Annotated in this window: 17 protein-coding genes; 6 read left to right on the top strand and 11 right to left on the bottom strand. The window is 41.4% G+C overall.

The genetic code is table 11. The features are described from left to right. Nucleotides 1-150: 150 nt before the first annotated feature. Both F957_RS16775 and F957_RS16780 read right to left on the bottom strand, forming a co-directional pair. Nucleotides 151-528, bottom strand: a complete 378-nt coding sequence (locus F957_RS16775) for a hypothetical protein (RefSeq protein WP_016660175.1) — start codon at nt 526-528, stop codon at nt 151-153. Nucleotides 529-677: 149 nt separating this feature from the next. Further along, nucleotides 678-1184 (bottom strand): hypothetical protein, encoded by a 507-nt coding sequence (locus F957_RS16780; RefSeq protein WP_016541430.1) that lies wholly within the window; start codon nt 1182-1184, stop codon nt 678-680. A 249-nt stretch (nt 1185-1433) separates the two neighbouring features. Between F957_RS16780 and F957_RS16785 the strand changes: the two genes are divergently transcribed. Beyond that, nucleotides 1434-2183, top strand: a complete 750-nt coding sequence (locus F957_RS16785) for a DUF4850 domain-containing protein (protein WP_016541431.1) — start codon at nt 1434-1436, stop codon at nt 2181-2183. A 6-nt stretch (nt 2184-2189) separates the two neighbouring features. Here the strand turns inward: F957_RS16785 and F957_RS16790 are convergent, their stop codons facing one another. Beyond that, entirely contained in the window at nt 2190-3089 is a 900-nt protein-coding gene (locus F957_RS16790; RefSeq protein ID WP_016541432.1) for a LysR family transcriptional regulator, read from the bottom strand. A 100-nt stretch (nt 3090-3189) separates the two neighbouring features. Here F957_RS16790 and F957_RS16795 point away from each other — a divergent pair, with 100 nt between their 5' ends. Further along, nucleotides 3190-3762 (top strand): chromate transporter, encoded by a 573-nt coding sequence (locus F957_RS16795; protein ID WP_016660174.1) that lies wholly within the window; start codon nt 3190-3192, stop codon nt 3760-3762. Next, on the top strand, nt 3759-4274 hold the full coding sequence (locus F957_RS16800; protein ID WP_016541434.1) for a chromate transporter: 516 nt from the start codon (nt 3759-3761) through the stop codon (nt 4272-4274). Before F957_RS16795 ends, F957_RS16800 begins: the two co-directional genes overlap by 4 nt. 49 nt (nt 4275-4323) lie before the next feature. On the opposite strand, the gene F957_RS16805 is transcribed toward F957_RS16800, so the two are convergent. The 6 genes from F957_RS16805 to F957_RS16830 form a co-directional block, all read right to left on the bottom strand. Further along, on the bottom strand, nt 4324-6375 hold the full coding sequence (locus F957_RS16805) for a M13 family metallopeptidase (RefSeq protein WP_016541435.1): 2052 nt from the start codon (nt 6373-6375) through the stop codon (nt 4324-4326). Between the two features lie 218 nt (nt 6376-6593). Next, nucleotides 6594-7787 (bottom strand): peptide antibiotic transporter SbmA, encoded by a 1194-nt coding sequence (sbmA, locus tag F957_RS16810; RefSeq protein ID WP_016541436.1) that lies wholly within the window; start codon nt 7785-7787, stop codon nt 6594-6596. Nucleotides 7788-8014: 227 nt separating this feature from the next. After that, nucleotides 8015-8995 (bottom strand): patatin-like phospholipase family protein, encoded by a 981-nt coding sequence (locus F957_RS16815; protein WP_016541437.1) that lies wholly within the window; start codon nt 8993-8995, stop codon nt 8015-8017. Nucleotides 8996-9152: 157 nt separating this feature from the next. Then, nucleotides 9153-10634 (bottom strand): alanine/glycine:cation symporter family protein, encoded by a 1482-nt coding sequence (locus tag F957_RS16820; RefSeq protein WP_016541438.1) that lies wholly within the window; start codon nt 10632-10634, stop codon nt 9153-9155. 94 nt (nt 10635-10728) lie between these two features. Continuing rightward, the gene (gltS, locus tag F957_RS16825; protein WP_004652335.1) at nt 10729-11964 is read right to left on the bottom strand and encodes a sodium/glutamate symporter; all 1236 of its coding nucleotides are present in this window, start codon (nt 11962-11964) and stop codon (nt 10729-10731) included. 189 nt (nt 11965-12153) lie between these two features. Next, nucleotides 12154-13503 carry a DcaP family trimeric outer membrane transporter gene (locus tag F957_RS16830; protein WP_016541439.1) on the bottom strand — a complete coding sequence of 450 codons (1350 nt, stop codon included), beginning with the start codon at nt 13501-13503 and terminating at the stop codon, nt 12154-12156. A 424-nt stretch (nt 13504-13927) separates the two neighbouring features. On the opposite strand from F957_RS16830, the gene F957_RS16835 reads away from it, so the two are divergent. Continuing rightward, on the top strand, nt 13928-14632 hold the full coding sequence (locus F957_RS16835) for a nitroreductase (RefSeq protein WP_016541440.1): 705 nt from the start codon (nt 13928-13930) through the stop codon (nt 14630-14632). Nucleotides 14633-14654: 22 nt separating this feature from the next. Here the strand turns inward: F957_RS16835 and F957_RS16840 are convergent, their stop codons facing one another. Next, complete coding sequence (locus F957_RS16840) at nt 14655-15869, bottom strand: multidrug effflux MFS transporter (protein WP_016541441.1); 1215 nt, start codon at nt 15867-15869, stop codon at nt 14655-14657. Between the two features lie 107 nt (nt 15870-15976). Here F957_RS16840 and yccS point away from each other — a divergent pair, with 107 nt between their 5' ends. Beyond that, entirely contained in the window at nt 15977-18151 is a 2175-nt protein-coding gene (gene yccS, locus F957_RS16845) for a YccS family putative transporter (protein WP_016541442.1), read from the top strand. A gap of 105 nt (nt 18152-18256) precedes the next feature. After that, nucleotides 18257-18838 carry a YcxB family protein gene (locus tag F957_RS16850; protein WP_016541443.1) on the top strand — a complete coding sequence of 194 codons (582 nt, stop codon included), beginning with the start codon at nt 18257-18259 and terminating at the stop codon, nt 18836-18838. Between the two features lie 111 nt (nt 18839-18949). Here the strand turns inward: F957_RS16850 and F957_RS16855 are convergent. Then, the coding region (locus F957_RS16855) for a type VI immunity family protein (protein ID WP_016660173.1) at nt 18950-19282 on the bottom strand (333 nt) is incomplete at its 5' end.

Here is a 19282-nt window from a genome sequence, read left to right as displayed (position 1 = left end):
CTTATGCTCTAGGCCGTCTAAATTTAATACTATTATTTTAATCATTATGAATACTGACATGATTACTTATACCATATACGTTTTAACGCTACAGATTAAGCAACTTTACCAAAAAACAAATAAACACAAACAACTGTTTTTAAATAAATTTTAATTATTTTTCTTTAAAAAGAATTCAACCACCAATGCAATAGGAGTTGTAATATAGAGCAACATTCTAAGCATCATATACCCAATCAAAAGGAAAACATCACTCACAATGAAATTAGCATCCTCTCTATTGAGTTGAATAAATAATATAGAGACTAGAACGCTAGAGAAAATGATAGCAATAAATGCTCTAAGAGAATAATTTTTAATAAATTTAGTAAAAAAGAAAAATAGATTCGCAATAAAAATAACTGATAAAGTAAAAGCTAGAACATGGTCTACAATAATATGCCTATAAAAATAATTATAAGAATAAGCAAAACCAATAATCAATTGTAAATTGAGTAATCCCCACCCTAGATAGCTTGGCTTTCTCATAATAAATATTATCTAAAAAATACAAATAGATAAGACAGAACCAACATCAAATGTAGATCGCTTATCTATTTTAGATATCCTAAGTTCTCTTAAATCAAACAAACGTCCATTTACAACAACTTTATCTTAAAATTATAAGGAGATGGCAATCATTTTAAGTTTAAAAACTTGTCGCAAAAACTTCCTATCGGTTGCGTTTTCTGCCCATTTCCACCTTGCGCAATAATGATACCTTTAGCATCCGTAAAAACCTGAAGTAAACAGGTATAATAAGTCGGAGTGTTATAACCGACATCCTCATACTGATTCCGATAAACTTCTGCCATCGTTCCATCTTGAGATATCTGTTCTAAATTCATTGTTGTACCTGCATACACGGTACCCGTTTTTACGAATTTATCTCGCGCATATTTTTGAGCTGACCATGTATGCATAAAAGTTTTTTCTGTTGCCAACATATCTTGTACTGAACTATTGGGTTTACCAATTTTCGCGACCAACTCACTCAAAGGATGTCCAACCATATTCTTAAGCAGAGCTTTTGTTTTCGGATCTTCGACATTTCCAATCAACTTTCCAGCAACTGAACCGGCACATCCAGTCAGAGTTAAAGCAATAAAACATAAACTAAGAATAGCAGTGAATTCTTTTTTCATCGCAGACTCAGCATCACAAAAGGCAATATCTATAATAATTGTTTGTTCTAAATCATCATAATTTCACCATTTAATTAAATAAACTATTAAGTTTGAATTAACATAAAGTATGAAATCTGATTTATAACGTGAAAGATATTATAGAAAGAACATCATGTGATTAGCTCAATCTAAGCTAGTTTAAATTTAAAAACATATTTATCCCTAGCAATATGCTAATTTGATCTCAACCTCAAATGCACATTAAAAATGAAAACATCACTCACTATTTCTGCTGTTTTATTCACATTATCAGCCACTTCAATTCATGCAGAGGTCAGCACCTTTAAGCCGATCTTTCCCAAATTTTCAAATACAGCGCAAGAGCGAAAAGCCGAAAATCAAATTTATGCCTTAGGTGAAGTGTCCTTTGCCAACGATGTGCGTGTTCCCTTTTATGGGGTCACTGCACTGAATCCTGCCGATGAGGGCCTATTAAAAGACTTTAAAAGCTGTACCGCAAAAAGCTGCCATTTTGACTTTAAGCTAGATACACATCAGGCCAAGCAACTCAAATTAGTGGCGCTACCTGAAATTGGTGCCGTACTTGTACCCAAAGATTGGCATGATGTGGAGGCAAGTGCGGGCGCAAATGGTACGGGTTCAGCCCTGCTGATGAGTCCAAATCAAAAACAGGCCATAGAATTATACGATTCATCCTTTTGTGTCGGTTGTGGTATGCCCAATGCCACGCTTTACTTTCCCAATCTGTTAAAAGAGAGTATTCAAAATGAGTTTGGCGGCTATAAAGACCCAAAAAAATTGGTGACCGTGGTCCATCCATCTAAACATGTGGCTTTCTTTAGCTATCAGATTCCGAACTTCAACAATAAAACCCATGGTGTCGCGAAATACCACGATGAGGACACCTTCAATTTTAGAGAAATCATCGTAACACTGGATAAATCACAACAGCACTTGCTTGGGCCAATTTTAAACTTCTATCACTTTAGCCATTGAGCCGTTTCAAACCGCTTGACTGACTTTAAGTAGATTTAAAAAATGCTCTACCCGAACACTATTGCCTTTGGCACGACAAATCGCATAAATCGGGGCGATACACGGCTTTTTCGCTTCTAGCGCTTTATACACAATCTGCTTATTCCAGAAATCCTGAATTGACGCAGGAACGATTGATAGCCCAATCCCCGCTGCAATCAGATTCAGGCTCGAAGTTAAACGTGGTGCTTCTTGCACAATATTCGGGTTAAACCCAGCCTGATAGCAATTTGCCAGAATATTATCAAACAGGTCTTGCCCCGCAATACGGCGATACAACACAAATTCATACGGCTCTAAATCGAGTAAACGAATCGCCCCCTCTTGCTCAGCCAAAGGATGATTACTCGGCAAAGCCACAATCAGGGGCTCATCCAGTACATGTATGCTTTGTACTGCGGCATGAATCGGCGCAGGTTTGCGTAGAAAAACGATATCCAGTTTTTCATTGATCACTGCATCGGTTAAGGCGGTACTGCTGTCTTCTTCCAAATGAATGGCGACAGCAGGAAACTTTTCCCGGAATTGACGTAATAAGGCAGGTAAAAAAGGATGCAAGCCTGCGGAGTTGGTAAAGCCAATATTGATCTGCCCCTCCAAGCCTTGAGCAATGTTTTTCACCCGTTTAGGAATCGACTGAGCATGCGCCAAAATGGTAATCGCTTCCTGATATAAAGCCTTACCTGCTTCTGTGACTTCCACTCCTCGAGGCAGACGTTTGAGCAACGCGGTATCCAGTTCTTCTTCCAGACTTTTAATCAATCGGGTCAATGGCGGCTGTTGCATATGCAGTCTAACTGCAGCTTTGGAAATATTGCTTTCTTCCACCACAGCAACGAATGCATTGAGTTTATGAATATCAATCATACATACCTTGAAAGTATAGATAACGGCAAAAATAGCATTTGTGAATATACCACAAATCTTTCATGCTATAGCTCACAAGGTTGAACAGAAAGGTAATCCAATGAAAACCCAAGCCCTATCAATAGAGAGTGAACCACTAGCGACTGCTCCTGATTGTAGGGCACTTTTTACGGGATTTATGAAATTGGGACTGATGGGTTTTGGTGGCGTTTTGCCACTGGCACATCGCATTATCGTTGAAGAACATAAATGGATTGATGCTGGCAAATTTACCGACTTACTGGGTGTCTGCCAATTATTGCCAGGCGGTAACATCATCAATATGGCCGTCGCTATTGGCATGGAATTCCAAGGCGTGAAAGGTGCAATCAGTTCCGTCCTCGGCTTAATCTCTGCCCCGACAGCAATTGTGCTGATCATCTATCAGGTCTATGAGCATTTTCAGTACCTCCCTGCTGTTAAACACATGATTCAAGGTTTGGCAGCGGCTGCCGCAGGCTTACTGTTTGCGACTGGATTTAAGATGCTCAAGCCAATTTTAAAAAGCTATCTGACCGTTTTTACCATCGGCCTGACCTTTGTGTTTATGATCTGGATCAAGCTGCCCTTAGCCCTGACTTTAGCGATTTTACTGGGCATTAATATGCTGGTTCTAGGAGTAAAAAAATCATGATCTTAATTACCCTTGCTGTCGTGTTTACTCAACTTTCGCTACTCGCTTTTGGTGGAGGTAATGCCATCCTGCCTGAAATGCAGCACCAAGTGGTGACCGTGCATCAATGGATGAGTGCAGAACAGTTTAGTTCGCTGTTTGCCATGGCACAGGCTGCGCCCGGTCCGAATATGATGATTGTACCTTTGGTCGGTTGGCATGTCGCAGGTCCAGCAGGTTTATTAGTCACTTCGTTGGCGAAGTTTGGCCCCTCTTCCATCATTACCATTTATGCGCTGAAATTCTGGGAACGCTTTAAAGCCAATCCGTTACGCGCACGTTTTGAAAAAGCGCTGAAACCGATTACTGTGGGCTTAGTTCTGGTCAGTGCATGGTTGATTGCCGATGCATCTGCACAAAACCTGCTTTTGGTCGTCATCGTAATTGTGACCGCGATTCTCGGCATGTTTAAAAAGATTCATCCTCTTTGGGTCATGGCCGCAGGCGCAGGACTTGGAATCGCCTTCCTTTAAAATGCCAATAAAAAACCTGCTTGATGCAGGTTTTTTATTGAATCTCGAATTACCAAATACTGACCCGTTTTTCAGGCGCCAAATACATTTTATCTCCTGCTTTGATCTTGAAAGCATCATAGAACGGCGCTTGATTGACTAAAGCCCCATTGGCACGCACTTTATCGGGTGCATGTGGATCTGTTTTTAAATACACAATTGCTTGTGCTTGACGGGTTTTGGCACGCCAAACTTGCGCCCAGCCCATATAGAAACGCTGCTCACCCGTACGCCCCTCGATCACAGGCGCAGGCTTACCTGCTAACGAAATTTGATACGCTTTATAGGCAATCGATAGACCTGAGTTATCGGCAATATTTTCACCCAAGGTCAGTTCACCATTGACGTGATAGCCAGCGATTGGTTCATAGGCATTGTATTGCGCAATCAAGGCCTGTGTTTTGGCTTTAAATTTCTGATGATCTTGCTTGGTCCACCAGTTGCGCATATTGCCCAATTCATCAAACTGGCTGCCCTGATCATCAAAACCATGACTGATCTCATGCCCGATCACACTGCCAATCCCGCCATAGTTCACCGCATCATCCGCATCGATATTAAAGAACGGTGGTTGCAAGATTGCAGCAGGAAAGACAATTTCATTTGAGGATGGATTGTAATAGGCATTTACAGTTTGTGGGGTCATAAACCATTCATCACGATCCACAGGTTTACCTAACTTATCCAAACTGTCTTGATGTTCAAACTCTCTGGCACGAATCACATTGCCAATCAGGTCGCCATCTTTGATCTCTAGCGCAGAGTAATCACGCCATTTGTTTGGATAACCGACTTTAATCGATAAACTAGCTAATTTCTTCTTGGCCTGTAGTTTGGTTGCAGGACTCATCCAGTCCAGTTGGCTAATGCTTTGATCATAAGCCTGTATTAGGTTCTGAACCAAGGCATCCATACGCTGCTTTTTATCCGCAGAAAAATGTTTCTCCACATAGATTTTTCCAAGCCCATCGCCCAGTACCGCATTTACGGTTTGTACACCACGCTTCCAACGCACTTCTTGTTCAGCAACATCTCTTAAGGTCTTACCATAAAACTCAAAGCTCTCATCGACCAAAGCCTTGTTTAAGAACGGAGAAAAATTACTGATCAAGTTCCATTTAAAATAAGCTTTCCACACATTTAAAGGGGTGTTATTGATCACTGGATCAAGCGCTTTGAAATAGCTGAGCTGATGCACCTGAATGGTCTGAATTTTGTCTTTGACGCCAACCGTATTGAGGTAACGATCCCAATCAAAGTTATGGCTTAACTTATTTAAGTCTTTCAGTGAATAAATATTGTAACGCTTAGATAAATCACGATTCTGGACATTGCTCCACTGGATCTTAGCTAAATCCGTTTCCAACTTGAGAATGTCTTTTGCGTGCTGTGCCGCTTGCTGATCACCTGACAGTTGTAACATGCGTTCAATATGCTTGAGATATTTGGCACGCGTTTCCACAAACTTCTGATCATCTTTTAGATAATAATCCCGATCTGGTAAACCCAATCGACGCTGTGCCAGACCAGCAATCATCACATCGGAGCGTTTCATATCTTGATCAATACTGATATCAAACGGCGTTCTAACCCCGATACGTGAGAAATGCCCCATTAATTGAGCAAGGTCTTGTTTGTTTTGAATCGCATCCACACCTGCCAACTCTTGCCTTAACGGTGTGATGCCCTGTGCTTCAATGTTTTTTTCATCCATAAAACTGGCATATAGGCTGGAAACTTTTTGCTCTACTGTTCCTGTTGCCGATTTTTTTGTACTCAGCGCTTCAACAATAGTATGCAACTGATTGGTCGATAGCTCATGTAATTCGTTGAATGCGCCCCAACGTGATTTATCTGCCGGAATCTCCGTATCTTTTAACCATGTGCCATTTACATAGTTATAAAAGTCATCATTGGCAGACACGCTTTGGTCGATATACTGTTGGTCTATGCCTGAGATTTTTTGCGTTGGAGAAGATTGAATTACGGGGTCTGCGTACACATGTGCAGTAAAAGCCGTCAGTGCAAGCGCCAATGCACTTTTGAGCAATACAGGTTTCATGATTTATCCTATTTATTTAGGTTCTAAGCGATACAAAAGAGAAATGAAAGATCATTAATTTTATCAAGCGACTATAGTGAAGTACTTTGATCAAATAAAGTTATTTTCGTTGCAATATATATTCACTTTTCACATAAAAACCACAAATGAGTTAAAACCTTTGGCAATAAAAAAGCCTTAGCATCGAGCTAAGGCTTCCTTAATATAAACTGTTCAAACTAATCTAATATTTTTTCAAAGGCTTTCAGACGTTTATGAATCGACAGTAATTCAATAATCGTTTTCCATGAACTAATCAGATATTGAAAAGAATCTCGAACATTACTAAATACATTCAGTATCTGTTGAAATAAACCAAGGGTTAACAAACCTGCTGAAATAGATGGGAATAACACGACTAATTTATATAAAATATCGAGTTGTCCATACCAGTTAGCAGTCAAATTAAAATAAGAATAATGAAAATATAAGCGGAAATAGTTTTTTCTTACCTGAGCAAATAGCTCTTTTAACTTTGCAGGCTGAGCATATTCGATATGATCTTCACCATAAACCAACTCTTTACGATAAGCAGCTTCAACCTTCTGATTGTTAAATTGGAGTCCTGGCAATTTTATCCCGACAATCATTAATAGTACGGTTCCAAAAACGGCCCAGATCACAGCAGCCCATACTAATGAATATTTAACTTCTCCAATAATAGGTAGCGCTGGTACATGATTTGATAAGACAAAAAGTAATGGTAAGAATGCGATGAGTGTCATAATGGCTTTGATGAACTCGACACCAAGATCTTCAACAATGGTTGCAAAACGCATGGTGTCTTCTTGCACACGTTGTGAAGCACCCTCGATATGTCTCAATTTTTCCCAGTTTTCAACATAATATTCATTCATCGCTGTACGCCAACGAAAGACATAGTGACTGGTAAAAAATACATTGATCGTTGCCAAAGTAACGTAAACCATAGCAATCCATAGAAAAACTGCCAACTCTTTATAAAGTGCTAAAACATCCCCACCTTTGGCAGAAAGCATACTTTGGACTAAATCCCAAAATGGTACATACCAAGCATTAATCGCAACATTTGCTTGTACGGCGAACCAGATATTAAACAAGATAAAAGCTGAGCCCCAGATCGACCAGCGCTGCCATTTATTGTCTGAGAAAATACGCCAAAAACCAGCAAATAATGCTGTTGCGATAAAAAACCAAAGATAAAACCAAAGAGAAGAAGGTGCCCAAAAACGACTAACACCAATTGGCAACTCTGCACTAGCGTAGCCCGCAGGAAAACCTAGATATTCACCCCAGCTATGACCACCGCTGTACCACAGCAGCATATTCAGAGCGCCCCATACAATCACTGAAATAAAAAATAGGCGCGGGTTCGGAAAGAAAGACTTAAACATCTGTTTAACAATCCTTGTTATGTAGCGATTTATTTGAACAAGCCATCCTATGACCTGAAACTTAAAACTGTCTGATAAAAAAGTTTAATGATTTGTAGTTATTTACCTGTTTTTTTCCTTTTTTAATAGCTTTTTGTAGATGATTTACAATTTGTTTTTGCACGAACATAAGTTTAGTAAATGGGCTCAAACACTTAAGCCCATTACAACATCCATAAAATAAAGGCTTAGCGTGGTGCTGCAGTACTCATTTTTAAGGCAATATCCTGTTGCTCGCTTTGCGTTGGGAAGCTTTTGCTTTGAATTGCCCATTGGATTTCGGCGAGTTTTTCATTGGCAGCATCTACCCCTGCTTGCATGGTCATCTCTCGACCTTTGACATCAAAGATATGCGCTTTTTCACGCAGATCGGGCTGAATCACGATATCAGCCTCTTTCAGCTCTTCCTCAGCCAAACGCCCTTGCATGATATTGATATTTTGGTTAAACAAGCCCCAGACATTGCTGGTCTCGGTATGAATCGGTTGTGCCAAAATATCGACTGCTATCACCACATCTGCACCAAGCTCTCGTGCAACCTGAACAGGCACTGGACTGACTAAACCACCATCAACATACTCAACATCATGAATTTTAGTCGGTACAAACATACTTGGAATGGATGCAGAAGCCCGCACTGCCTGCCCGGTATTACCATAATTAAATACGGTTCGAGTGCCATCTTTTAATTCGGTTGCCACCACATACATTGGGATTTTCATCTTTTCTAATGGCAGGTTATGCACTTGCTCGTTGATATAGTCTTCCACTTTTTTACCATCAAAAAAGCCTTTTAGACTGACATTGACTTCGCGCACATCGTTAGCTTTAAGCTTTAATGCAATATCGCGTAATTCAGCCGGACTTTTACCACTGGCATAGATTGAACCGACAATACTGCCCGCACTGGTGCCCACGATAAAATCTGGACGAATGCCTTGCTGTTCTAATACTTCGATCACACCAATATGGGCATAACCGCGCGCACCACCGCTACCCAACACTAATGCAATCACAGGGCGCTTTTGCTGCTGTTTTATGGCATTAAAGGGTTGGCTCACAGCTTGCGCTTGTGCATCCTCAATGACGGGTTTCAAATGTGATGTGCTTTGGCAACCCGCCAAAACCGCCATTGAAAGACCCAACATCCATAATTTAAGCTGCTTCATACGCCACGATTGCCATATTCACCTAATTTCAGGCCTAAATATTAGCCTTAGCCAATTTGAAATGCTGTATCATTTTTTTGTATTTTTCATAAAAACTTCATAAAAAAAGCTCCTCGAAAGGAGCTTTTTTTATGTTTTTAGGTTTGCTTTGATGACATTACCAAATATCAGAATCAACTTTTTTCTTTAATTCTGGATAGTTATCAATCTTAAACTCAGGCTCTTTAATGCCACGTTTCAACTGAGAGGTATAGTCTTTCAACAAAGTGCGTGCCATTGGTGTTAATAAGAGAATTGCGATCAAGTTAATGGTCGCCATGATTCCCATGAACAAGTCAGCCATTGACCAAACCAGTGGAACACTACCGATTGCACCAAAGTACACCATCACCAACACAAAGATTCGGAAGATGAACATCACTTTAGGATTGTTATTGATAAATTGCACATTACTTTCTGCATAGGCATAGTTACCAAGTACAGCGGAATAACAGAATAAGAATAACAACACTGCTAGGAAGTCAGCACCCCAGTGTCCGACTTGAGTCTCTAAGGCACGCTGTGTCAGCTCTACTCCGACAAAGCCCGCATCGTGATAAACACCCGATACCAAGATAATGATCGCGGTACTGGTACATACAATAAAGGTATCAACGAATACACCAAGCATTTGCACCAAGCCTTGGTTCACTGGATGTTTCACATCCGATGCTGCTGCAGCGTTTGGTGCAGAACCCATACCCGCTTCGTTAGAGAATAAGCCACGCTTGATCCCTTGCATCATTGCCATCGAAATCATGGCACCGAAGAAACCACCCGCTGCTGCATTAAACTGGAATGCTTCAGTGAAAATCAGTTTAAAGATACCAGGTAGCAGTTCATAGTTGCTGATGGCAATATACATCGCCACAGCAAGGTAAAGACCTGCTTTGAGCGGGACAAACATTTCTGCGAATTTGGCGATACGTTTGATACCACCAAAAATTGCCAAGGCAACCATAACAACCAGTGCAAGGCCTACCCATGAAATTTCGAGATCAACACCACCTAAGTGGGCAACCAGATTGGCTTTGTCCCAACCCCATGCATGAGAAGATGCATTGGCAATCGCATTGATTTGAACTGAGTTAAATACGAAACCATAGGTAAAGATCAAGGCAAGCGCGAAGATTACACCAAAGGTCTTGCTACGTAAGCCTTGAGTAATATAGTAGGCTGGTCCACCCCGGAACTGCTTACTATTGCTATCTCGTACCTTAAAGAGCTGCGCAAGTGAAGACTCAATAAAGGCTGAGCTCATCCCTAGGATCGCCGTAAACCACATCCAGAACACCGCACCTGGACCACCAATTGCAATGGCAATGGCTACACCCGCAATGTTACCGACACCGACACGACTGGCTAAGCCCGTTACAAAAGCCTGAAATGGTGTCAATCCATGTGAATCTTTATCTTCACCTTTAGTACGACTGCCCTTCATCACCTTGATACTGTGGAAGAACATTCGAATCTGCACTGCTTTTGTTGCAACAGTATAGAAAATACCGACCGCAAGCAGGAAAACAACGAGGAAGTCCCATAAAGGATCATTGAAAAAACTTACCCAAGCCATCAGGGTGTCATTTAATTTTTCATTCATCACTTATTCGCTTTTAACTATTTTATGTACGTCCGTACATATACGATAACAATGGATGAATCAAAAAAGCCCCGCTTGGGGCTTTTGATCCGACTTAGGCAAAGAATTTCAAAATTAATTGAATTACTGTTGCGTTAATTAAATCGACGAAGAACGCACCACAAAGCGGAACAATCAAGAAGGCTTTATGTGAAGGTCCATACATATTGGTAATCGCTTGCATGTTTGCAACTGCAGTTGGTGTTGCCCCCATACCAAAACCACAGTGACCTGCCGCCAATACCGCTGCATCATAGTTTTTACCCATAACGCGGAAGGTAATAAATGCAGCATATAATGCCATGGTAATGGTTTGCGCACCTAAAATAACGACCAGCGGGCCAGCCAAATCAGCCAACTGCCATAATTTCAGTGAAAGCAATGCCATTGCAAGATAAAGTGATAATGATGCATTACCAAACACATCAATTGCACGGTCAAAGATATCTACTTTTAATACGCTTTCTAAAACATTACGTAAGATCACTCCCCCGCCAAGCGCCCAAACGAATGTTGGTAACTCGAACCAAGTACCCTTACTGAAACCTGTCATGAATTCTGCAAACGCCAAACATGCAGCAAACATACCCAACGTGGTAATCGCATTATCAGCCGTAATTAAACGAACCTGATGTGGATTTTCAAATGGCGCTAGCTCGTCAGGATGTTGATCTAAATGCGTATCGCGATTTTTGATTTCAGCTGGGGTCTGTGCTTGAGCAAGGCTATAACGGTTAATCAACAACTTCGCCAATGGACCACCGATAATACCACCGATAATCAGACCGAAAGTTGCACTCGCCATACCTAAAGCCAACGCACCTTGAATCCCATGCTGAGTCTCAAGAATTTCACCCCACGCACCTGCGGTACCATGACCACCAGTCAATGTGATTGAACCTGCAATCAAACCGACTAAAGGATCAATGCCCAGCATCGTCGCAAGGCTCATACCCACAGCGTTCTGTACCACAATAAATGATGCGACACAGACCAAGAAGATCACTAAACCAATACCGCCTTCTTTCAGCTTCATGAAGTTCGCACTTAAGCCAATCGAAGCGAAGAAGATCAACATGAAACTGGTTTGTAATTCACTACTAAAAACAATACTGTAACCCCAAAGTGAGTGTACAAGTAGTGAAAGTACCGCTGCAACCAAACCACCAGCGACTGGCTCAGGAATGTTATAGCGTTTTAAGAAGTCAATTTTATTAACGAGCAAACGTCCTAATAACAAGACGATGACCGCCGAAATTAGGGTATAGAAACCATTAAAAGTAAATTCCATATCTTCTTCCGTTTATTTTATTCGTTCTAGCGATGGTTTTTTCACCACGTTGAAGCGCATAAAATAGTAACTCTCAAAATGAGTGAAAACTCAATCAACTTAATAAAAAGCATACAGTTCTAAGCAAGAACTGAGGTCTGTTCAGTTGATCAGTTTTCACGGATGATTTACACCTACAGGATAGATGGCTTAGAAGTTATAGCGAGCCATGGCCCCTACACGATTATCCTTACCTTTTTGTCCATCAAAGGTTTTACGTTCGCCGTAGACATACTCTAGACCGAACGTAATCGGTGTGACTGGTGAATACATGATATTCCACCAACCTTGTTGCAAGGTTTTGTTCTGTGCAGCATCTTTTGCAATCACCGCTTGTTTAGCAAAGTCATTGCTATCATCAGCAAACATGGCGCCATAAGCCAAAGTGCTACGTAATTTAGGATTAATTTGATACGTCGCACCGAGCGTCAACGCATCAAACTCATTTAGGTTTAAACCCAAATTATTCGGATTTACGTTGTAAGCATTGTTGGTATACAACAAGAATTTGCTGTCACCCTTCACATGCGAGTAATCAACCATCGCCTGTAAAGCATCGCTGAACTTATATTTCGCACCAAGCGCAACACCCCAGCCTAATTCTGAATCATCAGCACTGAGCTGTTTGTCATTGTTATAGGCAGCTTTACTGCGGGCTTCAGTAAGTAACACACGTGCAGAACTTGTACCCTGACCTTCAGCAAAATCATATTTTAATTTTGAAGTTAACGCAGGTGCACGGTTATCATCATTGCCTTTTTCTAAGGCAACGAAATAATGTGTATTCGGATTAAATGCACCGCTATAACGAACCATTGGTGTACGGTAAGTACCAATCCCCAGTGGTGAGTTGAAATCTAGCATTTCTGGCTGTAAATCTGTTGCCAAGAAAGTCGAAGTGGTTTGACCAAATAACCAATCATTAAAGGTTAAATAAGCATGACGGATACGAATGGTGTCATTGCTGCTACCACCACGGAAGTCAACTTCCAGTTTACCGCCGACTTCTGCGCCTTCCACAGGCGCTTTAAAATCAAGCCCTAAACGCGTAACCGTTGCCGTGCTATAAAAACGATCACTGTTCTTTTCAGCGCCTTCTAAATCCACTTTATTGATACGGTTAAAGATCCCGTCACCACCTTTGGCTTGATAAGAAGCATCGCCACGCAAGAAACCATGTAATTTAACTTCTGCGCCAGAAGCAGTGTTAAACACCAATTGTGATTTCTTTGGAACCGCAGGTGCAACCGCTGCATTTGCAGGGTGATCTGGATGTGTTTCCTTAAAATTAGAATGTTCCTTTACTTGAGCAAGGTCATTTTGTTGTTTTGCTTGGGGAACATATTGCTGTAATAACGCTTTTAATTCCTTCACTTCATCACGAAGTTGCTGAATCTGTTCTTGCTCACTAGCAGCATGCGTGTTGTTCATCATTAAGGCTGCAACTGTAAGTGCTAAACCTTGCATGATAAACGGCTTACGGATGAGAGATAAACTCATGAGAAGCTCCTTGTATATGGTGTATATTTCAACATTTCCCACAGACGTAAAATTGGATAAATTCAATACATCTGTAAATAGAAAATTCCCCCTCACCCAATCAGTAAGGAAAGCCTAATCAATTTTTAAAAAGGGCGTATTATGCATAAATTTCGGATATTGTGTGTACTTTTTATTTAAGGAGTTTTACCCATTTTCATGACAATAAAAAAATAATTTTTCGATTTCATTATGTTACTAATAGTTTTCTTTTTCACACAAACTGCACAAAACTTTAAAAATGAGTAACAAGACACATTAATTCTTTCTTTTCAGTGATCACTTTTTATACTCAATTAAAATTTTCCGTGAAAATCATCACTAAAGTTTATTTATTGATTTATAGTCTGCGGATACGACAAAACCAACATGATCAGGAGTTTTTATGAACACGGAACAGGTCCGCTATGTAGATGAAGCGATTACATCTCGCCATTCAGTCCGTGCATTTTTAGACACCCCGATTGAGACGCAAACCATTAAAGATATTTTAGCGGTTGCCAGTCGCGCACCTTCAGGGACTAATGTCCAGCCATGGAAAGTTTATGTGGTGACAGGGCAAAAACGCGCAGAGATGATAGACCGTGTCTGTGCCGCACAGATTGAACTATTACAAAAACCAGAACTGGCAGTGCAATATCAAGAAACCTTTGCCTATTATCCTGCAACGTGGATTTCACCGTTTATTGATCGTCGTCGTGCCAATGGTTGGGGACTGTATGGCTTATTGGGCATTCAAAAAGGTGAAAAAGAAAAAATGGCAGCGCAGCAATTGCGTAACTTTCAATTGTTTGATGCACCCGTAGCCCTATATTTTACCGTCAATAAAATCATGGGCATCGGCTCCAAAATGGATATTGCCATGATGATTCAGAATGTCATGGTCGCTGCTAAAGCGCGTGGTTTAGACACATGCCCACAGGCGGCATGGAATCATTTCCATCCAATCGTGCTGGATATTTTGGGTGCACCAGAAGATGAAGAACTGGTCTGTGCGGTGGCTTTAGGTCATGCTGACCCTGAGCATATCGTCAATACTTTTATTACCCCGCGTGAACCCGTTGAGAACTTTACGGTGTTTTTAGACTAGACCTGTAAACAAAGCAGTTTCTTTAAGCTGAGAGACTGCTTTGCTGTTTTCCAACTTTTAAAATGGCAAAAAAACCAGCACTGGTAAATAAAAACATCATGATGCCCATGTTGAGAGATGCCTTCCACACCAAGAAGTTCAAAATAATCCCTGCCAGTAAACCACAAGCAAACTGCATACTACCCATGATGGCACTGGCCGTACCTGCACGTGCGCCTTGCTGAGACATCGCCAAAGCCATGGCATTCGGCCCTGTTAAACCAATTCCTGATACCACTAAGAATAAGCCTGACATTAGCAGTAAGAGCGGTGCATCCGCCATCAATCCAGCAGTCAGCACAATCAATGCCCCAAAACATTGGATTAAACCACCCAAACGTAGGCGTTGAAAAATTCCCATGCGGGTATTCAGATGCTTATTGAAGGATGACATCAACATGATCCCAGCGGCATTTAAGGCAAAGGCATAAGAAAAATGCTGTTGCGACAATCCATATTGCCCCATAAACACTTCTGAAGCCGAGCTGATGTAGCAGAATAAGGCTGCCCCAGTTAGACAACCTGCAAACATCGGCACACGGAAACTTTCATCTTTGAGAATTGCAGCATAAAGGGTCGTAACTTGATAAGCCGAGAGTTTTAAACGGCGTTCGACAGGTAGAGATTCTTTAAAGAAGAAATGCACACACAGCCAGCACATTACGCCAATCATTGATAAAGTGATAAAAATTGCTTGCCAAGGGAAGAAATTCAGAATCCATGCCCCAAAAATGGGCGCAAGAATCGGAGCCAGCCCCATCACAATCATCATGCTGGAAAATGCTTGTGCAGAACCCTGCATATCCAGACGGTCACGAATGGTTGCCCGTGCCATCACCACACCAACACAACCACCCAAGGCCTGAAAAATACGTGCGGCGATCAAGGCCCACTCATTGGTCGCAAATACGCAGGCCAAACTGGCAATTGCATACAAGGCCAAACCAAAATATAAAGGCTTTTTACGTCCAATCCGATCACTGACTGGGCCATAGATCAACTGACCAATCGCCAGTCCCAAGAAATACGCAGGTAAGGTATTGGCCACCATTTGTGTACTGACCCCAAACTCATCTGCCATTTGCGGCAGTGCAGGTAAGTACATATCAATCGATAGCGGCCCTAATGCGGTTAACAAAGCAAGCAACAAAATCCATGCTGTTGAATATTGACGCTGATTGGTTTGCTCTGTCTGCATAATACGCTACTTTTCATCTATATCTGGATTCTAAGCTTAGCATCCTCCATGAATTTGTGCATAATAAGAATGATAAAATCGATTGTAGAATACAAGAAGGACACCCCTTGAATCCTTGGTTCGGACGTTTAAAACAAACAACCTATAACACCACGTTGATGTATAACGTGCGCATGCTCATTGCCTTTACTGGGACTGCTTTTGTTCCCTACCTTTTAAATTTTCAATTAGCTACTATTCCACTGACTTTAGGTGTGGTTGCAGCCGCGATCAGTGATATCGACGACCGCTTTTCTGTACGTATCCAGAACCTGATCTATACCTATATTGGTTTCTTTATTACTGCTGCTTCAGTTCAATTGTTATTCCCCTACCCAGTTGCCTTTGCCATTGGGCTCATTGCGTCATGTATCGGCTGGATCTTATTGGGTTCTCTCGGGCGACGTTATGCCACCATCGCTTATGGCTGCTTAGTAACGTCTGTCTACACCATGTTGGGCGTGCATTTATTTGATCAATGGTATATTCAGCCTGCACTTTTAGTCGCAGGTGCAGCTTGGTATGGCTTGCTCTCTACCATTAGCTTTCTGCTTTTCCCTGTCCGAAAAGTTCAGGATCAACTTTCAGCTTCCTATTCAGCCCTCGGTAGTTTTTTATTTGCTAAATCAAACCTATTTGATGTGGACATGACGCCTTCAAGCTATCAACAAAGCATGATTGATATCGCTTTGGAAAATGGCAAATTGGTGGGGATCTTCAATGACCTCCGCATGTCGTTGTTAACCCGTTTAAAAGGCGACCGAGGACAAAAAGATACTCGGCGCAGTCTGCAATATTATTTTGTGGCTCAAGATATTCATGAACGCGCGGACTCAGCCCATATCGATTATCAAAAGCTAGCAAAGGTCTTTCAGCACAGTGATATCTTATTTCGTTTTCAACGGATTTTATCCATTCAAGGTAAAGCCTGTCAGGACTTGGCACAATCCATTTTAAGCCGTACCCGTTATGTGCATAACAAACGCTTTAAACACAGTTTTGAAAATTTAAGGCTGTCCTTAGAAAAACTGCGTGAAGACGGACATTATGATCAGGTGCGGGTGAATGCGTTATTTGCGCTCTATCAAAACCTGAAGTCAATTGATGCCCAATTACAGAACCTAGAGACCGAACGGAATCTGCAAAAGATCGATGCAGAACATGCAGAAAGTCAGCTCAAAGATGATGATCTCAAAGGCTGGAATGACATTATGGTTCGGGTGAAACAGCACCTCACACCTGAATCGGTACTCTTCCGTCATGCCGTGCGTTTATCCATCGTCCTCTTTATTGGTTATCTGTTTATCCAGATGACCAATATTGCTTATGGTTACTGGATTTTATTAACGGCATTGTTTGTCTGCCAACCCAACTTCAACGCCACCAAGCGACGTTTATATCTACGTATCATCGGAACCCTGATCGGGATTATTGTGGGTTTAGCCATTATCTATTTTATTCCTTCAATCGAAGGTCAATTGGTCATGCTGATCCTGAGTGGTGTCCTATTTCTGGAACTGCGCAGTAAACAATATGCACAAGCCACTGCCTTTATTACCATTCTCGCCTTAATCAACTTTAATCTAGATGGCTCTGCATTCGCAGCGGGTTTACCCCGTTTTATTGATACCGTGATTGGCTGTGCTTTGGCATGGTTTGGGGTTAGCTTTATCTGGCCAGACTGGAAGTTCCGTAGATTGCCCCGTTCAATTCAACGCTCCTTACAGGCGCAATGTAAATATCTGGCCGAGGTGGTGGAACAATATCATCAGGGCCGTAACAATGCCTTGAACTACCGTGTGGTTCGACGCGCTGCGCACAATACCGATGCAGAAGTCGCTTCATTGATTTCAACCATTGCAACTGAACCCAACATTGATGTGAACCGAAAAAGTTTAGCTTTTGAATTTTTATGTCTCAGCCATACCTTTTTAAGTTATATCGCAGCCTTAGGGGCGCATCGTGAACAAATTCAAGATCAGGAAGTGCTGAGCTTACTCGATCAAGCTTTGGATGATATTCAAGGTGCCTTGCTCAGAGATGAAGTCCCTGATTTATCAGCACAAAATCTAATGCAAACCATTCGTGAACGCTTGGGCCGCAATGATGACAACGACCCGAAATCGCTGATTATTTTGCAGCAACTTTCGCTCATGCTGAGTGTGTTAACACGCTTAAGTATGTTGAAACAAAGTCTGAGCCATGAACCGAATGAAGATGGTACCGAATTTGCTTCACTTTAAAGGCTGTTGTGAATGCAATCGCCACCAATGTTCGCCATTGGCATAATATCTTTGCATGCCAATAGATGTTAAACTAAACCCAGTTATATACTCATTTTTTATACTATGACCGCCAAAACGCTATACGCTTATACGCTACAACCTGTTCCTTACGAAGTTTCTGAAGCTGAACAACGTCAAGCTCAACTGATGATTTGGCGTAGTACCAACAAATTCAGCCGCAAAGCATGGATGATTATGATTGCACTGGTTGTGCTTTCATTGGTTGCTGCAGGACTTATTAAATATTATTCAACCTACTCAACCGTGATTTGTTGGGTGGTGATTGTGAGTGTGGTGCTGTTCTATTTGATCAAACGTTTTGGTCTAGAATGGTACGTTAAACGCAAGATGACTGAATTCCCTGTACAAGAAATTAAAGGTCTACGTTTAGGTGTACAACCTCACGGTATCGTGATGCGCCAAAAAATGGGCCTGCAAGAAGGTACTGCAACCATTGGTTGGAAAGACATTTACGAATGGTATAGCTCTCCAGACTTTATTTTGGTGAACTTCAAAGTAAAAGCAAAAGGTGAAGAACAACAAGGTGCCTATATTTTGCCAAAACGTATGGACTCAAAGAATTTCTCGTTCAATACCATACGTAGACATTTGAATGAAACAGTTGGCGCAGCCAAATCAATCTAAACATTAAAGATTGATCCAAGAACCTCCCTTGATGGGAGGTTTTTTACTGGGTGCATAAAAGAAAAATTTAAGGATAAGGTCGTTATTTTATTTATTTTTAAAATGCATCGGCTAGCTATTCCAGTCTATGCGCCAATCTAAGAATGTATGCCTCGAGTTTAGCTTTGGCTCAGATTGTAGCTTGCCAAAATACTCAAGCTTCTGATCATCTTTAATGTCAAAACGTTTCATCCATGCTTCGGCTCGATAACCTTTAAGCAGAGGTATTTCTTCTGTATCGTAATTGCCTCTATGCAGCGTCTGTATCCTTTCGGCTCGTAATGGCTTCAGAATACGATTGAGTAAGACATAAGGTGCAGGCAGAGGGTCAACTTCGTCAGAACCACTTAAAGGGAGATTGCCTGCTTGAATCACGATGCCAGTCCCATAATCGCACCCAATAAA

The organism is Acinetobacter gyllenbergii CIP 110306 = MTCC 11365, assembly GCF_000413855.1.
Classification (GTDB): domain Bacteria; phylum Pseudomonadota; class Gammaproteobacteria; order Pseudomonadales; family Moraxellaceae; genus Acinetobacter; species Acinetobacter gyllenbergii.
The sequence above is the reverse complement of the archived record's forward strand: the minus strand, read 5'-3'. Positions and strand labels throughout refer to the sequence as shown.